The sequence below is a fragment of the Halorhodospira sp. 9621 genome, assembly GCF_022228055.1.
GTDB lineage: Bacteria > Pseudomonadota > Gammaproteobacteria > Nitrococcales > Halorhodospiraceae > Halorhodospira > Halorhodospira halophila_A.
In genome coordinates this window covers 25896-41754 of record NZ_JAJNRD010000017.1, presented here as the reverse complement: position 1 = coordinate 41754, position 15859 = coordinate 25896, and the positions used below count along the sequence as shown (strand labels likewise).

Annotated in this window: 15 protein-coding genes and 1 tRNA gene; 15 read left to right on the top strand and 1 reads right to left on the bottom strand. The window is 69.0% G+C overall.

Annotated features, from left to right (window positions below; genetic code table 11):
• Positions 1–5 precede the first annotated feature (5 nt).
• From hflX to LRF89_RS08995, 6 genes are all read left to right on the top strand, one after another.
• Positions 6–1286 (top strand): ribosome rescue GTPase HflX, encoded by a 1281-nt coding sequence (gene hflX / locus LRF89_RS09020; RefSeq protein ID WP_274522115.1) that lies wholly within the window; start codon positions 6–8, stop codon positions 1284–1286.
• A 90-nt stretch (positions 1287–1376) separates the two neighbouring features.
• A complete protein-coding gene (gene hflK / locus LRF89_RS09015) occupies positions 1377–2564 on the top strand; it encodes an FtsH protease activity modulator HflK (protein WP_201168913.1) in 1188 nt (395 codons plus the stop codon).
• Positions 2564–3472, top strand: coding sequence for a protease modulator HflC (hflC, locus tag LRF89_RS09010; RefSeq protein ID WP_201168911.1), 909 nt, complete (start codon positions 2564–2566; stop codon positions 3470–3472). The genes hflK and hflC overlap by 1 nt, the downstream gene beginning before the upstream one ends.
• 24 nt (positions 3473–3496) lie before the next feature.
• Complete coding sequence (locus LRF89_RS09005) at positions 3497–3682, top strand: DUF2065 domain-containing protein (protein ID WP_207189659.1); 186 nt, start codon at positions 3497–3499, stop codon at positions 3680–3682.
• Positions 3682–4860: an ATP phosphoribosyltransferase regulatory subunit gene (locus LRF89_RS09000; protein ID WP_201168906.1), complete on the top strand. Its 1179-nt coding sequence runs from the start codon at positions 3682–3684 to the stop codon at positions 4858–4860. The genes LRF89_RS09005 and LRF89_RS09000 overlap by 1 nt, the downstream gene beginning before the upstream one ends.
• 2 nt (positions 4861–4862) lie before the next feature.
• Complete coding sequence (locus LRF89_RS08995; protein ID WP_201168903.1) at positions 4863–6158, top strand: adenylosuccinate synthase; 1296 nt, start codon at positions 4863–4865, stop codon at positions 6156–6158.
• Positions 6159–6353: 195 nt separating this feature from the next.
• Here LRF89_RS08995 and LRF89_RS08990 read toward each other — a convergent pair.
• Positions 6354–6440: transfer RNA gene (locus LRF89_RS08990), tRNA-Leu, on the bottom strand.
• A gap of 149 nt (positions 6441–6589) precedes the next feature.
• Here LRF89_RS08990 and rnr point away from each other — a divergent pair.
• The 9 genes from rnr (at position 6590) to radA (ending at position 15858) form a co-directional block, all read left to right on the top strand.
• Positions 6590–9064: a ribonuclease R gene (rnr, locus tag LRF89_RS08985; protein WP_238636944.1), complete on the top strand. Its 2475-nt coding sequence runs from the start codon at positions 6590–6592 to the stop codon at positions 9062–9064.
• A gap of 5 nt (positions 9065–9069) precedes the next feature.
• Positions 9070–9888, top strand: coding sequence for a 23S rRNA (guanosine(2251)-2'-O)-methyltransferase RlmB (gene rlmB, locus LRF89_RS08980; RefSeq protein ID WP_201168897.1), 819 nt, complete (start codon positions 9070–9072; stop codon positions 9886–9888).
• A 95-nt stretch (positions 9889–9983) separates the two neighbouring features.
• Positions 9984–10343: a 30S ribosomal protein S6 gene (gene rpsF, locus LRF89_RS08975; protein ID WP_201168894.1), complete on the top strand. Its 360-nt coding sequence runs from the start codon at positions 9984–9986 to the stop codon at positions 10341–10343.
• Between the two features lie 49 nt (positions 10344–10392).
• Positions 10393–10617 carry a 30S ribosomal protein S18 gene (gene rpsR, locus LRF89_RS08970; protein ID WP_201168890.1) on the top strand — a complete coding sequence of 75 codons (225 nt, stop codon included), beginning with the start codon at positions 10393–10395 and terminating at the stop codon, positions 10615–10617.
• Positions 10618–10626: 9 nt separating this feature from the next.
• Positions 10627–11508, top strand: coding sequence for a hypothetical protein (locus tag LRF89_RS08965; protein ID WP_238636943.1), 882 nt, complete (start codon positions 10627–10629; stop codon positions 11506–11508).
• Between the two features lie 39 nt (positions 11509–11547).
• Positions 11548–12000: a 50S ribosomal protein L9 gene (gene rplI / locus LRF89_RS08960; RefSeq protein ID WP_201241728.1), complete on the top strand. Its 453-nt coding sequence runs from the start codon at positions 11548–11550 to the stop codon at positions 11998–12000.
• 32 nt (positions 12001–12032) lie between these two features.
• On the top strand, positions 12033–13418 hold the full coding sequence (gene dnaB, locus LRF89_RS08955; protein WP_238636942.1) for a replicative DNA helicase: 1386 nt from the start codon (positions 12033–12035) through the stop codon (positions 13416–13418).
• Positions 13415–14509, top strand: coding sequence for an alanine racemase (alr, locus tag LRF89_RS08950; RefSeq protein ID WP_238636941.1), 1095 nt, complete (start codon positions 13415–13417; stop codon positions 14507–14509). Before dnaB ends, alr begins: the two co-directional genes overlap by 4 nt.
• Positions 14509–15858, top strand: a complete 1350-nt coding sequence (radA, locus tag LRF89_RS08945; protein ID WP_201168875.1) for a DNA repair protein RadA — start codon at positions 14509–14511, stop codon at positions 15856–15858. The genes alr and radA overlap by 1 nt, the downstream gene beginning before the upstream one ends.
• Position 15859: the final 1 nt, after the last annotated feature.

Here is a 15859-nt window from a genome sequence, read left to right as displayed (position 1 = left end):
CGGATCTGTTCGCCCGGCCTTCTGGGGGCGAACGGGCCGTGGTGCTGCACGTCCGGCTTCCAGAGGACGCCCTGGACGCCGCGGAGGAGTTCGAGGCGCTGGGTGACTCCGCCGGCGCCGAGGTGGTGGGCCGCTTTCGCCACCGACGCGACACCCCGGATCCGCGGACCTTCATCGGCCGCGGCAAGGTCGCCGAGCTGGCCGAGCGGGTGCGCGAACTGGACGCCGGGCTGGTGCTGGTTGACCAGCCGCTGTCGGCGGCTCAGGAGCGCAACCTTGAGACCGACCTGGGCTGCCGTGTGCTCGATCGCACCGGGCTGATCCTGGATATCTTCGCGCAGCGGGCGCGAACCTTCGAGGGCCGGCTCCAGGTGGAGCTGGCGCAGCTCAAGCACGTCGCCAGTCGCCTGGTCCGCGGCTGGTCCCACCTGGAGCGGCAGAAAGGCGGGATCGGCCTGCGTGGCCCGGGCGAGAAGCAGCTGGAGATGGACCGCCGGCTCATCGGCGGGCGCATCCAGCAGATCGAACGGCGCCTGGCCAAGGTGCGCCGAACCCGTGAGCAGGGCCGCAAGGCCCGGCGCAAGCGCGAGCTGCCCGTGGTCTCGCTGGTCGGCTATACCAACGCCGGCAAGTCCACCCTGTTCAATCACGTTACCGGCTCACAGCGCCTGGCCGAGGATCGGCTGTTCGCGACACTCGATCCCTCGTGGCGCCGCGTGGAGCTGGCCCGTGGCTCGGCGGCGGTGGTTTCGGATACGGTGGGCTTTATCAGCCGGCTGCCCCACGATCTGGTGGCGGCCTTCCGCTCGACCCTCGAGGAGGTCACCGACGCGGATCTGCTTCTTCACGTCATCGACGCCGGGGCCGAGGAGCGCGAGCACCAGATCGAGCAGGTGGAGGCGGTCCTCGCGGAACTCGGTGCCGATGCGGTGCCCACGCTGCGTGTCTACAACAAGGTGGATACCTGCGCCCTGGCGCCGGGCCGGATCGAGGACGACGAAGGCCTGGTGACCGGCGTACGGATCTCGGCGGCCACCGGTGAGGGGGTGGAAGCCCTGCTCGAGGCGGTGGCCGAGCGGCTCGGCCCGGAGCGCACCCGGCGCCGTGTCCATCTGCGGCCGGATCAGGGGCGCCTGCGTGCCCAGCTGTTCCGGCTCGGCTGTGTCATCGAGGAGCACTGCGCCGACGACGGCCAGCTCGCTCTGGAGGTGGAGCTCCCCGTGCATGAGCTGGAAAGGCTCCATGTCCGTGAGGGGCTGCCGCGCGGAGAGGTTGTCCCTACCTGACTTCGGTTGCGGTTGGCGGGGCAGCTCCCTAGAATCTGACCGTTCGACCGACCTGACGGCGGATCGTCTTAGTCACATACGGAGTCCCGAATGGCGTGGAATGAGCCCGGCGGCGGCAGCCGCGACCCCTGGGGCAGCGGCCCCAAAGGCGGCGGCAGTGGGGGGCCGCCCGATCTGGATGAGGTCTTCCGCAAGTTGCGTGAGCAGTTGCAGGGCCTGTTCGGCGGGCGCATGCCCAGCGGGCCCTCCCGCGGGCCCGGCGCAACCGGCATCGGCTTGCTGGCGCTCGGCGCCTTCGTGGTCTGGATGCTATCCGGCATCTATATCGTCGACCAGGGCTGGCGCGGGGTGGAGCTGACCTTCGGTCGCCACTCCGATACGACGGAGCCCGGGCCGCACTGGCACTGGCCGCGCCCCATCGGCCAGATCGAGCGGGTCAATGTCGACCAGCGGCGCATCGCCGAGGTCGGCTACGAGTCGATGCAGAATCGGGCCCGTCCCGTGCCGGCCGAGGCGCTGATGATCACCCGCGACGAGAACATCGTCGATGTGCGGATCGCGGCGCAGTACGAGGTCAATGATCCTTTCCTCTACCTGTTCAACTTCCGCTTGCCGGAGCAGACCCTCAAGCAGGTCACCGAGAGTGCCGTGCGCGAGATCATCGGCAAGCGTGAACTGCAGTATGTGCTCACCGAAGGCCGCACCGAGGTGGCGCAGGAGACCGGGCGGTTGCTCCAGGAGGTGATGGACGAGTACCGCACCGGGCTGCAAGTGGTGCAGGTGGCGGTCCAGGATATCCAGCCCCCCGAGCCGGTGCAGCCGGCCTTCGAGGACGCCATCCGCGCCCGGGAGGACGAGCAGCGCACCATCAACCGGGCCCAGGCCTACGCCAATGAGCTGATCCCGCGGGCCCAGGGCCAGGCGGCGCGCATTCTCGAGGAAGCAGACGGTTACCGCGAGCAGGTTATCGCCCAGGCCGAGGGTGACGCGGCCCGCTTCGAGGCGCTGGTGGCCGAGTACCGCAACGCACCGTCGCTGATGCGTCAGCGGATCTACCTCGAGACCATGGAGGAGATCCTCGGGCGCGTGCCCAAGGTGATGCTCGACTCCGAGTCCAGCCAGTCGCTGATGTACCTGCCGCTGGACAAGCTCATGGATCGCCGGAGTGGCACGACGGCGTTTGCCGGCGAATCCAATATCGATGTACCGCAGGAACGGGACGCCATCTCGCCGACGCAGCGAGCACGAGAGGCGCTCCGTGATAGGGGGACGCGCTGATGCGAATCCTGAAGAACGTCGTGTTGCCCCTGCTGGTGGTGGCCGCGATCCTCGGCTACTTCTCGGTGTTCACCGTCTCCGAGAAGGAGGTCGCGCTCAAGTTCCGGCTTGGTGAGATCATCAAGTCGGACTTTGATCCGGGGCTCCACTTCAAGACCCCGTTCGTGAACAACGTCCGCAAGTTCGACGCCCGGGTGCAGAATCTGGACGAGGAGCCGGAACGGTTCCTGACGGTGGAGCAGAAGAACCTGATCGTCGACTCCTTCGTGAAGTGGCGCGTGGATGATGCCGAGCGTTACTACACCACCGTCCGTGGTGAGCCGGAGCGGGCCAACCAACGCCTGCGCGAGATCATCCGCGATGCCCTGCGTGCCGAGTTCGGTAAACGCACGGTGCAGGACATCATCTCCGGCGAGCGCGTGCAGATCATGGACATCCTGCGCGTGACCACCGCCGAGGCGGCGCAGAGCCTGGGGCTGGAGGTGCTCGATGTGCGCCTCAAGCGCATCGATCTGCCCGAGGACGTTACCGACTCGATCTTCGACCGCATGGTGGCGGATCGTGAGCGGGTCGCCCGCGAGATCCGCGCCCGCGGTGAGGAGGCCGGCGAGCGCATCCGCGCCGACGCCGACCGTCAGCGGACGGTGCTCCTCGCCGAGGCCTACCGGGACGGTGAGTCCCTGCGTGGTGAGGGTGATGCCACCGCGGCGGAGATCTACGCCAGCGCCTACAGCCAGGAGCCGGATTTCTTCGCCTTCCAGCGCAGCCTCAGGGCCTATCGCGAGTCCTTCCAGGGTGAGGACGATCTGTTCGTCCTGTCGCCGGACTCGCAGTTCTTCCGCTTCTTCGACGGCGGCGAGCAGCTGCCGGGGATGAACGGCGAGCTCGGGTCCCCCGATCAGGACTGACCGAGAGGGGGGATCGCCGTGGAGATGGGTGACCTGCTCACCGCGATCGCCCTCCTGCTGGTGATCGAGGGCATCCTCCCTGCAGCGAACCCCGGCGCCCTGCGCCGGGTGTTCCTGCAGGCCGCCGAGATGGATGATCGAAGCCTGCGGACCGTCGGCCTCCTGTCCATGGGGGTGGGCGTTCTGCTGCTCTACTGGGTGCGAGGTTAATGGATCGCAAGGCACGGTGGATGCTGCCGGACGGCGTCGACGAGCTGTTGCCGCCGGAGGCCGCACAGGCCGAGGCGTTGCGCCGTCGGCTGTTGGATCTCTTCGATTCCTGGGGGTATGAGCTGATCATGCCCCCTTTCATTGAGTACCTGGAGGCACTGCTCACCGGCACCGGCCGGGATCTGGACGTGCAGACCTTCAAGGTCACCGATCAACTCTCCGGGCGGACGCTGGGCGTGCGCCCCGACATCACCCCGCAGGCGGCCCGGATCGACGCCCATCAGCTGCGCCGCGAGGGCATCACCCGGCTGTGCTACATCGGCAGCACCCTGCAGGCGCGGGCCGAAGGGCCCGCCGGCAGCCGCAATGCCGTGCAGCTTGGCGCAGAGCTCTACGGCCACGCCGGGGTGGAGAGCGATCTGGAGGTGATCTCGCTGATGCTCGCCACGCTGCGCGCCGCCGGGGTGGAGCAGCTGCATCTGGATGTGGGGCACGTGGGTATCTTCGAGGCCCTGCTTGAGGACCTCGGCCTCGGCCCGGCCGCCGAGGAGGCCCTGCTTGATGCCCTGCAGCGCAAGGCCGGCGACGAGATCGCCGTCGTGCTCGCCGAGGCCGGCGTGGAGACGGCGCAGGCCGAGCGTCTTTCGGCGCTGGTCGGGCTGCACGGCGGCGTGGAGGTCCTAGAGCGGGCGCAGACGGTGCTCGGCTGGGCCGGTCCGGCGGTGGCCGAGGCGCTGGAGCAGCTGCGTGTGGTGGCCGACAGCCTGGCGCGGCGCGAGCCGGAGTTGCCGCTGCACCTGGATCTGGGCGAGCTGCGCGGCTACCGCTACCACACCGGGCTGGTGTTCGCCGCCTACACCCCGGGCTATGGGCAGGAGCTGGCGCGCGGTGGGCGCTACGACGGCATCGGCCGGGCGTTCGGGCGGCCGCGGCCGGCCACCGGCTACAGCGCTGACCTCAAGGCGCTGCTCAACCTCGGCGGCGGCGTTGCGGGGCCGGCTGGGGGTGGCGTGCTCGCCCCCTGGGGCGATGATCCGGCGTTGCATGCACGCGTGGCCGAGTTGCGCGCCGCCGGTGAGCGGGTGGTCTGGCAGCTGCCCGGCGACGAGCAGGACAACCACGGTTGCGATCGACGCCTGGTCGAGCGCAACGGCACCTGGGAACTGGATACGGAGTGAGTATGGGCACCAATGTGGTCGTAGTCGGCACGCAGTGGGGCGACGAGGGCAAGGGCAAGATCGTCGACTGGTTGACCGAGAACGCCGGGGTCGTGGCGCGCTTCCAGGGCGGGCACAACGCCGGCCATACGCTGGTCATCGACGGCGAGCAGACGGTGCTGCACCTGATCCCGTCCGGCATCCTCCGCGATGATGCTACCTGCGTGATCGGCAACGGCGTGGTGCTCTCCGCCGAGGCGCTGCTCGAAGAGATCCGCGAGCTCGAGGCCCGTGGGGTTCCGGCGCGGGAACGGCTGCGCATCAGCCCCTCCTGCCCGCTGATCCTGCCCTGCCACGTGGCGCTGGATCACGCCCGGGAGAAGGCGAAAGGCAAGGCGGCTATCGGCACCACCGGCCGCGGCATCGGTCCCGCCTACGAGGACAAGGTGGCCCGGCGCGGCGTGCGGTTGTCGGATCTGTTCCACCGCGAGCGCCTGGCGCAGAAGCTCGGCGAGCTGCTCGACTACCACAACTTCGTGCTCAAGCACTATTTCGGCGCCCCGACCATGGACTTCCAGGAGGTCCTCGATCAGGCGCTGGCCCACGGCGAGCAGCTGCGGCCGCTGGCCACCGACGTCGGTGCCCTGCTGACCGCGGAGATGCGCACCGGACGCAATATCCTCTTCGAGGGCGCGCAGGGTACGCTGCTGGACGTCGATCACGGCACGTACCCCTTCGTGACCTCGTCGAACACCTGCGCTGGTGCCGCCGCCGCGGGGACCGGCGTCGGCCCGCGCACCCTCGACTACATCCTGGGGATCACCAAGGCGTACACCACCCGGGTGGGGCAGGGGCCGTTCCCCACGGAACTCGACTTCGACGACGAGATGGGTATGCACCTGGGCGAGCGGGGCCATGAGTTTGGCGCCACCACCGGGCGGCAGCGCCGCTGCGGCTGGTTCGACGCCGTGGCCACGCGCCGGGCGGCGCAGATCAACAGCCTCAGCGGGCTTTGCATCACCAAGCTCGATGTCCTCGACGGCCTGGAGACGCTCCGGCTGTGCGTCGGCTACCGGTGCCAGGGGGCGCTCTGCGAGACGCTGCCGTCGGAGGTGGAAACCCTGTCGGAGTGCGAGCCCGTCTACGAGGACATGCCCGGCTGGGCGGAGACCACCTCGGGCATCGAGCGCTACGAGGATCTGCCCGAGAACGCTCGCGCCTACCTAGAGCGCATCGAGCAGCTGGTCGGTGTCCCGGTGGCGATGATCTCTACCGGCCCGGATCGCAACGAGACCATCGTCCGCCAGAGCCCGTTCTGATCCGCCCGGCGCGGGCTCTGCGCCTTGGCTTCGACGCCTCCCCAGTGATCCGATGCATCCAGCGCCGCTGACCATTCCCCGCGAGGGGTCAGCGGCGACACTGGGTTTTGACCCGGCAACAAAAAAGCCCCCGGGAGGATGCCTCCCGGGGGCTTTCGACTTTCCGAGCCGTGTGGCTCAGAAGCTTGGGGAAATTGGTGCCGAGGAGAGGACTCGAACCTCCACGGGGTTTCCCCCACTAGCACCTGAAGCTAGCGCGTCTACCAATTTCGCCACCTCGGCATGCCCGCTGAAGACCTCGTCAGCGAGTGCGCAAGACTGTAACGGCGCCCCCGGGCAGGTGTCAACAGGCCATCGCGAGGCGGTCGGAATCCTTTGTGGAGGCCCGGCCCGCTGGCGTATCCTCCCGGGATTGATCCAAGGAATAGAAAATGGCGAAGCAAACCAAGAAGCGACCCCCCAAGCGCGACCCGTATCAGGAGCGCGAGCAGGCCAAGTACGAGAACCCGATCCCCAGCCGGGAGTATCTGCTGGAGCTCCTGGCCGCCCACCGTCGCCCGTTGGGTCGGCGCGAGATCGCCGAGGCCTTGGGGCTGGAGAGCCCGGATCAGCATGAGGCGCTGCGCCGCCGGCTGCGCGCCATGGAGCGTGACGGGCAGCTGGTGCGCAATCGCCGCCGCGGGTACTTGGTCGTGGATCACAGTGAGCTGGTTCGCGGCCGCGTCATGGGGCGACCGGACGGCTCCGGTTTCCTGCTGCCGGATGGTACCGGCGATCGGATCGCCCTGTCACCGCGCCAGATGCGCTGCCTGCTCCACGGCGACCGGGCCATCGTGCGCATCACCGGCCGCGACGAGCACGGTACGCCGCAGGGTGAGCTCGTCGAGATCCTTGAGCGCGGCAATCGGCAGATCACCGGCCGGTTCTTCGAGGAGCACGGGGTGGGGTTCCTGGTGCCGGAGAACAAGCGGCTGCAGCAGGACGTTTTGCTGACGCCGGACGGGCGCGGCGGGGCCGAGGATGGCGAGTTGGCGGTGGCCGAGATCCTGGCCCAGCCCAACGAGCGTCGACAGCCCATTGGCCGCATTACTCAGGTGCTCGGGCGGACGATCCACGTCGGTGAAGAGGATGTAGTGGCCGCGCGCATCCACGGCATCCCGATGGACTGGCCGGCCGAGGTGGAAGAGGAGGTCGCCGCCTTCGGTGAGGAGGTCCCCGAGGCCGACAAGCAGGGGCGCACCGACCTGCGTCGGCTGCCGCTGGTGACCATCGACGGCGCCGATGCCAAGGACTTTGACGACGCGCTCTATTGTGAGCCCACCGCCAAGGGCTGGCGGCTGGTGGTCGCCATCGCCGACGTGTCCCACTACGTGCGCCCCGGCTCCGCGCTGGATCAGGAGGCGCGACTGCGTGGCAGCTCGGTCTATTTCCCGCGATCGGTCGTGCCGATGCTCCCCGAGGCCCTGTCCAACGGGCTGTGCTCGCTGAACCCGAAGGTCGATCGACTGGCCATGGTCTGCGACATGCTCCTGCAGGGCAACGGCAAGGTCCTGCGCTCGCGCTTTTATCGTGCGGTGATCCAGTCGGCGGCGCGGTTGACCTACGACCAGGCCGCGGCGGCGGTGGTCGACGGCGACCGCAAGGCGCGCTCGGCCATCGGCGAGGACGTGGTGCGTCACCTGGGCAACCTGCACAACCTCTACAAGACGCTGCGCAAGTCCCGTGAGGAGCGGGGTGCCATCGATTTCGACACCACCGAGACGCAGATGCACTTCGATGACGAGGGGCGTGTGGTCTCCGTCGAACCGACGGAGCGCAACGACTTCCACAAGGTCGTTGAAGAGTGCATGATCTCGGCCAACGTCTGCGCGGCCAAGTTCTTGACCAAGAACAAGGTGCCGTCGCTCTACCGGGTCCACGAGCGCCCCGGCGAGCAGAAGCTCGAGCAGCTCAAGGAGTTCCTGGCCCAGGCCGGGCTTGAACTCGGTGGCGGTGAAGAGCCCACGGGCAAGGATTACGGCCGGGTGATGGAGCAGGCCCGCGAACGCCCCGATCGCCACCTCATCGAGACCGTCCTGCTGCGGTCGATGCAGGCCGCCGAATACCGGCCGGACAACGCCGGTCACTTCGGGCTGGCGCTGGACGCCTATACGCATTTCACGTCGCCGATCCGCCGCTACCCCGACCTGGTGGTCCACCGGGGCATCGGCCATGTGATCGACGGTCACCGCGGGCGCAGTTTCCCGGTGACCCACAACGATCTGGTCACCCTCGGTGAGCACTGCTCCATGGCCGAGCGCCGGGCGGATGAGGCGACGCGGGATGCCGAGATGACGCTCAAGTGTGAGTATCTCTCGGACCACCTGGGTGACGAGTTCATCGGGGTGATCGCGGCGGTCACCTCCTTCGGGCTGTTCATCTCGCTGGAGGGGGTCTACGTCGACGGTCTGGTGCACATCACCAATCTTGAGAGCGACTTTTTCCATTACGACTCGGTGGGACACCGGCTGGTCGGTGACCGGACGGGCAAGGAGTACCGGCTCAGCGACCGGGTCCGGGTGCGCGTGGCTCGCGTGGAGAAGGACGACCGCAAGATCGATCTGGAGATGGTCGCTCATCCGGTGGACGCTGACGGCGAGCCTCTGGATGGCAGCCGTAAGTCGGGCAAGCGCGGCAAGGGCGGTACGAACCGCGGCCGCAAGTCGGCTTCCGGCGCCGGCCCGTCCGGCAGCGGGTCGTCGAAATCCGCCAAGTCCGAGGGCGGCGGGAAGCGCAAAACGGCCGCCAAGGGCGGCGAGTCGGGCGACGAATCGCAGGAGGAGGGGGGCGGCAGCGGTAAGAGCCGCCGCAGCAGCCGGAGCCGGCGCTCCGGACGGCGCCGCAGCGGTAGCGATCGCAGTAACTGACGGTCATGGCACAGGGCAGACGACGCCGTAGCCGCGGCAAGGGGTCCGCGGCTGCGGACACCGCCGAGGACGGGGCTCAACTGGTCTACGGCCAACACGCCGCGCGCGAGGCTGCCGCCTACGATCCCGCCGGCGTCGAAGCCGTGTGGGTGGAGCGCGGTCGACGGGATGCCCGGCTCGAGCGCCTGCTCGACAAGCTGGACCGCCAGGGAGTGAGCGTCGAGCGCGTGCATCGGCGGGCGCTCGATGAGATGGCTGAAGGGGGCAACCACCAGGGCGTCATCCTGCGCTACAGCGGTACCCCAGCCCGCGGCGAAGGGGAGCTGGCGGATCTGTTGGCCACCGAGCCCGAGCCGCTGCTACTGGTGCTCGATCGGGTTCAGGATCCGCACAATCTCGGCGCGTGCATGCGCAGCGCCGCGGCGGCAGGCGCCCACGGCGTGGTGGCGCCGCGGGACCGGGCGGCGGCGCTGAGCCCGGCAGTGCACAAGACCGCCGCCGGCGCGGTTCAGCGCATCCCCTTCTTCCAGGTAACCAACCTCGCGCGGACCCTGCAGCAGCTGTGCGCGGCTGGGGTCTACACCGTGGGGGCCGCTGGTGAGGCGGAGCGCAGCTGCTATCAGATCGATCTGCGCGGCCCGCTGGCGCTGGTCCTCGGCGGCGAGGGCGAGGGCCTGCGGCGGCTGACCCGGGAGCGTTGTGACGCACTGGTGGCGATCCCCATGCCCGGTACGATGGAAAGCCTCAACGTGTCCGTGGCCGCGGGCGTCCTACTGTTCGAGGCTGTCCGTCAGCGCTTTCCACAGGGCGGCGATCTCGGGTAGACTTGCCCGCTTAACCCAAGGTGCAACCTTGCCTCACATCCGTGGGGGTGGAGGCTGTTTGAGCCTGCGGCTCGAATAACCGTAAGGAGTGATGGATGCGACACTACGAGATTGTCTTCATGGTCCACCCGGACCAGAGCGACCAGGTTCCCGCCATGGTCGAGCGCTACCGCAGCATCGTCGAGTCCAGCGGCGGCACCGTGCACCGCCTGGAGGACTGGGGTCGTCGGCAGCTGGCCTATCCGATCAACAAGCTGATCAAGGCCCACTACGTGCTGATGAACGTCGAGTGCGGCAAGGATGAGATCGACGAGCTTACCTCCGCCTTCCGCTTCAACGACGCGGTCATCCGCAACCTGGTGCTGAGCCGCGACGAGGCCGTCACCGAGCCGTCGCCGCTGGCCAAGGGCAACGAGAAGCGCGAGGACCGCAAGGAGTCCGAGGACGCGGAGTAAAACCGCGCCACGCGCCCGCCGACACCGACGATCAACGAGGAGCTAGACCATGGGACGTTTCTTCCGGCGCCGTAAGTACTGCAAGTTCACCGCGGAGGGCGTGAAGGAGATCGACTACAAGGATCTCAACACGCTGAAAAACTACATCACCGATACCGGCAAGATCGTGCCGAGCCGGATCACCGGCACCAGCGCGCGCTACCAGCGCCAGCTGGCGCGGGCGATCAAGCGCGCCCGTTTCCTGGCGCTGCTGCCGTACACGGACCGTCACTGAGCCGGGGCCGTGAAGGCGTTCGCCGCCTTCATTCTGCGCGGGCCGTTCCAGGCGGCCACGGTCATGGTGGCAGCGGCACTGCTGCCGCTGCTCTCCGTCCTGGCCGCCGGCGCCCTGGCGCTGGTGACCCTGCGCGACGGGCTGCGCCAGGGTGTGGTGGTCGGCGCCATGGCGGGGGCTGCGCTGTTTGCGCTGATGTTCGCCGCGCTGGGAACGGGCGAGCCCGCGTTGCGACTGATCCTCGAGCAGTGGGTGCCGGTGCTCCTGCTTGCCGAGGTGCTGCGCCGGAGCGTCTCCCTGCCGCTTACCCTGTTGCTGTGGATGGGCCTGGGCGCGGTTGCCGTGATCGGGTTCCATCTGGTGGTGCCGGACCCGGCGGCCTACTGGCGCTCGGTGGTCGAGGCCTTCCTGGCCGTCGCCGGCGGTGAGGCGGAACTCGGCGGCGAGGCCGGGGTCCTGCTGCAGGACGAGCTGCTGCCGGTGATGACCGGTCTTTGGGCGGTGAATCTGATGCTGGTCGTCCTCGCCGGGCTGCTCATCGGCCGGGGGCTGCAGGCGCTGCTGTTCAATCCGGGCGGTCTGCGCGCGGAGTTTCACGCCCTGGATCTGGGGCGCGAGGCGGCGCTGGTTGCCTTGGTGCTCTGGCTCGGGGGGCTGTTCGCCGGCCCAAGTCTGATCACCGACCTGGCGCTGGTCACCGGCGCGGCTTTTGTGGTCCAGGCGATTGCGTTCAGCCACGCCATCGTCGCGGCGCGGGGGCTCAGCGGTGGGTGGCTGGTGCCGGTGTATGTGCTGGCGCCACTGCTGTTCCGCCCGCTGGCGCTGGTGGGGATCGGCGATGCGCTGTTCCAGTGGCGGCGAAGACTCGGCGGCGGGACGTCCTCGCAGTAGCGCCGTCACAACCGAATACGAACGATCGAGGTGCAAGGCATGGAACTGATTCTTCTGGAAAAGGTGTCGAACCTGGGGAACCTGGGTGATCGCGTCCGGGTGCGTCCGGGCTACGGCCGCAACTACCTCCTGCCGTACGGCAAGGCCAAGATGGCTACGGAGGAGAACATCCGTTACTTCGAGGAGCGTCGCGCCGAGCTCGAGAAGGCCGCCCGGGAGGCCGAGCAGGCGGCCCAGGCCCGCCTGGAGCAGCTCCAGGAGCTGACTCTGACCATCGCGGCCAAGGTCGGCGAGCAGGGCAAGCTGTTCGGCTCGGTGGGCCCGGCGGATATCGCCAACGCCGCCGAGCAGGCCGGTGTCGAGCTGGCCCGGCGCGAGGTGCGCATGCCCGAGGGGCCGATCCGTGTGGCCGGCGAGTACGACGTGCAGGTGTCGCTCTACACCGACGTCGAGGGCACGGTGAAGGTTGTGGTCGAGGGCGACGAGTCCTGATCGCCAGCCGGGGGTAACCCGGGGAGGAGACGGTGCAGGGTGACGGATCCGCCTCGGACTCCGAGGCCCTGAAGGTTCCGCCGCACGACCTGGAGGCGGAACAGGCGGTGCTCGGCGGGCTGATGCTCGACAACGCCGGCTGGGATCAGGTCGCCGACCGTCTCCACGAGGAGGATTTCTACCGCCGCGAGCATCGCCTGGTCTACCGGGCCATGGGCGAGCTCGCGGAGGGGAATCACCCCATGGACGTGGTCACCCTCTCCGGGTGGCTGCGCAAGCAGGGCCGGCTCGAAGAGGCTGGTGGCCTCAGCTATCTCGGGGGTATTGCCCGCGAGACCCCCTCGGCGGCGAACATCCGCGCCTATGCGGATATCGTCCGCGAGCGCTCGGTACTGAGGCAGCTGATCCGCGCCGGCTCCGATGTCGCCGAGGCGGCCTTCCGCCCGGAAGGGCGCAGCAGCGAGGATCTCCTCGACTACGCCGAGCAGACCATCTTCCAGATCGCCGAGCAGACCGGCCGCCACCGGCAGGGCTTCGTCGGGATGCGGCAGCTCATGCCGCAAGTCATCGATCGGATCGATACCCTCTACAACACCCAAGAGGCCGTCACCGGTCTGGCCACCGGCTTCGACGACCTCGATCACCTGACCTCCGGGCTCCAGGATGGCGATCTGGTGATCGTCGCCGGGCGGCCGTCCATGGGCAAGACCACCGTGGCCATGAACATGGTCGAGCACGTGGCCATGCAGTTGAAAAAGCCCGTGGCGGTGTTCTCCATGGAGATGCCGGCGGATGCCCTGGCGATGCGCATGCTGGCCTCGCTCGGGCGTGTGCACCTGCAGCGGGTGCGCTCAGGCAAGCTGCAGGACGACGACTGGCCGCGGCTGACCTCGACGATGAGCCTGCTCGCCGAGGCGCCGCTGTTCATCGACGACTCCCCGGGGCTGACGCCTACAGAGATACGCGCGCGCGCTCGGCGGCTGCAGCGGGAGCACGATGAGCTCGGGCTGATCGTCATCGACTACCTGCAGCTGATGCAGATCCCCGGGTTCCGGGAGAACCGCGCCGGCGAGCTTTCGGAGATCTCCCGCGGCCTGAAGGCGCTGGCCAAGGAACTCAACACACCGGTCATCGCCCTGTCGCAGCTCAACCGCTCGCTGGAGCAGCGGCCGAACAAGCGGCCGATCATGTCGGATTTGAGGGAATCGGGCGCCATCGAGCAGGATGCGGACTTGATTGCGTTCATCTACCGGGATGAGGTCTACAACGAGGATACCCCGGACAAGGGCGTGGCCGAGCTGATCATCGCCAAGCAGCGCCAGGGGCCGATCGGTACGGTCAAGCTCACCTTCCTGGGCGAGTTCACCCGGTTCGAGAACTACATCGAGGACGTCTACGGTGGGGGGATTCCGGGGTGAGCCGGGCAGCGCGGGCCACGGTGGATCTGAGTGCCCTGCAGGCCAATCTCCGGGTTGCGCGCCAAGCAGCTCCCGGGCGGCGGGTCATGGCCGTGATCAAGTCCGATGGTTACGGCCACGGCCTGACCCATGTGGCCCGGGCGTTGAGCGGGCACGCGGAGGCGTTGGCCGTCACCGACGCCACGGAGGCCGAAGCGCTGCGCGGGGCCGGGTTCCGCGAGCGTATCGTCCTCCTCCAGGGACCTTTCCGGGTCGAGGATCTGGAGCGGGCGGCGGCTGCGGATCTTGAGCTGGTCATTCACACCCATTGGCAGGTGGAGGCGCTGGCGCAGGCTCGGCTGGCCTCGCCGGTGACGGTTTGGGTGAAGGTCGACAGCGGTATGCACCGGCTCGGCTTCCCGCCGGAGGAGGTCCAGGCGGTCTGGCGCCGTCTGACCGAGGCCCCGGGCGTGCGGGCCGACGTCGGCTTCCTGACCCACTTGGCGTGTGCCGATGATCGGGGCAACCTGGCCACCGAGCGGCAGCTGGCTACCTTTGAAGCCGCCTGCGACGGTCTTCCGGGGCCGCGCTCGGCGGCCAATTCGGCCGGTGTGCTGGGCTGGCCGGCAAGCCACTACGACTGGGTGCGCCCCGGCATTATGCTCTACGGGGCGTCGCCGTTCGTGGATGGCCGGGCGGGTCATCCCGCGCTGCAACCGGCCATGGCATTCCGCGGTCAGGTGGTGGCGGTGCGGCATCTGCAGGCCGGCGATGCGGTCGGCTACGGCGCCACCTGGCGCTGTCCTGAGAGCATGCCGGTGGGGGTTATCTCCGTGGGCTATGGCGACGGGTATCCGCGCCATGCGCCGAGCGGCACGCCGGTGGAGGTGGCCGGGCGGCGGACGCAGCTGGTGGGGCGGATCTCCATGGACCTGCTGGCGGTGGACCTGCGTGGCCTCGAAGGGGTGACCGAGGGGGATCCCGCGATCCTCTGGGGCGGCGTGGTGCGCGCCGAGGAGGTGGCCGACGCCTGCGGCACCATCGCCTACGAGCTCTTCTGTCGGATGCCGCCCCGCGTCCGGCGCGAGCCGGTGGATACGGGGGCGTCCTGATGGCCCGCAGTCGCCGGCGTTTTCTTTGCTCGGACTGTGGCGCGGAGCAACCGCAATGGGCGGGTCAGTGTCCGGAGTGTGGCGCCTGGAATACGCTCGAGGAGATCGCACAGCCGGCCGCATCCGGCGGTGGCCGGGTGGGCCGGGGCACGGAGATCACCACGCTGGCCGAGGTATCGACCGCGCCGGAGCCGCGGCTGGCCACCGGCGTGGCTGAGCTGGACCGAGTCCTCGGCGGCGGTCTGGTGCCCGGGTCGGTGGTGCTCATCGGCGGCGAGCCGGGGATCGGTAAATCGACCCTGCTGCTGCAGACGCTGGCGGCCCTCTCCCGCGAGCACCCGGCGCTCTACGCCACCGGTGAGGAGTCGCTCCAGCAGGTGGCGCTGCGGGGGCAGCGCCTGGGCGTGGCGGATGACGCCATGAAGCTGATGGCCGAGACGGCGGTCGAGGAGGTCGTCGCGGCAGCGGAGCGGATCCGCCCCCGGGCCCTGGTGCTCGACTCGGTGCAGACCTTCCACACTGCGGCGCTTGGCTCGGCGCCGGGGTCGGTCTCCCAGGTCCGCGAGAGCGCGGCGCAGCTGGTGCGTCTGGCCAAGACCACCGGCATGGCGGTGATCCTGGTCGGCCACGTCACCAAGGAGGGGCACCTGGCCGGGCCGCGAGTGCTCGAGCACATGGTAGACACCGTGCTCTACTTCGAGAGCGATCAGGGCAGCCGCTACCGCGTGGTGCGGGCGGTGAAGAACCGCTTCGGCGCCGCCAACGAGCTCGGCGTCTTTGCCATGGCCGAGGACGGCCTGCGCCAGGTGCGCAATCCCTCCTCCATCTTCCTCTCCCGTCACGATCAGGATGTGCCGGGCAGCGCGGTGCTGGTGACCCGGGAGGGGAGTCGGCCCTTGCTGCTCGAGGTTCAGGCGCTGGTGGCCGACTCCGCCGGGAGTCAGCCGCGCCGCGTGGCCGTGGGCCTGGACGGCAGCCGCCTGGCGCTGCTGCTGGCGGTTCTCCAGCGCCACGGCGGGATCAGCACCGCCGGCGAGGATGTCTTCCTGAACGTGGTCGGCGGCGTGCGTGTCCAGGAGACGGCGGGCGACCTGCCGGCGCTGGCGGCGGTGCTCTCGAGCCTGCGCAATCGGCCCCTGCCGCGGGACTCGGTGGTCTTCGGGGAACTCGGTCTGGCCGGCGAGGTGCGCCCCGTCCCCGGTGGCGAGGAGCGCCTGGCCGAGGCGGCCAAGCACGGTTTCACGCGGGCGGTGGTGCCGGCCAAGAATGCCCCCCGCCACGGGGTGGCGGGCATGGAACTCCACCCGGTGCGCCGTCTGGAGGAGGCGATCACCGCCCTGATGGGCTGAG

Bases quoted from the DNA above. Each gene is read 5' to 3' on its own strand.
- rpsR (WP_201168890.1), top strand. From the start codon at position 10,393: ATGGGACGTTTCTTCCGGCGCCGTAAGTACTGCAAGTTCACCGCGGAG.
- rplI (WP_201241728.1), top strand. From the start codon at position 11,548: ATGGAACTGATTCTTCTGGAAAAGGTGTCGAACCTGGGGAACCTGGGT.
- hflC (WP_201168911.1), top strand. From the start codon at position 2,564: ATGCGAATCCTGAAGAACGTCGTGTTGCCCCTGCTGGTGGTGGCCGCG.
- rlmB (WP_201168897.1), top strand. From the start codon at position 9,070: ATGGCACAGGGCAGACGACGCCGTAGCCGCGGCAAGGGGTCCGCGGCT.
- LRF89_RS09005 (WP_207189659.1), top strand. From the start codon at position 3,497: ATGGGTGACCTGCTCACCGCGATCGCCCTCCTGCTGGTGATCGAGGGC.
- LRF89_RS09000 (WP_201168906.1), top strand. From the start codon at position 3,682: ATGGATCGCAAGGCACGGTGGATGCTGCCGGACGGCGTCGACGAGCTG.
- radA (WP_201168875.1), top strand. From the start codon at position 14,509: ATGGCCCGCAGTCGCCGGCGTTTTCTTTGCTCGGACTGTGGCGCGGAG.
- rpsF (WP_201168894.1), top strand. From the start codon at position 9,984: ATGCGACACTACGAGATTGTCTTCATGGTCCACCCGGACCAGAGCGAC.
- LRF89_RS08995 (WP_201168903.1), top strand. From the start codon at position 4,863: ATGGGCACCAATGTGGTCGTAGTCGGCACGCAGTGGGGCGACGAGGGC.
- hflK (WP_201168913.1), top strand. From the start codon at position 1,377: ATGGCGTGGAATGAGCCCGGCGGCGGCAGCCGCGACCCCTGGGGCAGC.
- rnr (WP_238636944.1), top strand. From the start codon at position 6,590: ATGGCGAAGCAAACCAAGAAGCGACCCCCCAAGCGCGACCCGTATCAG.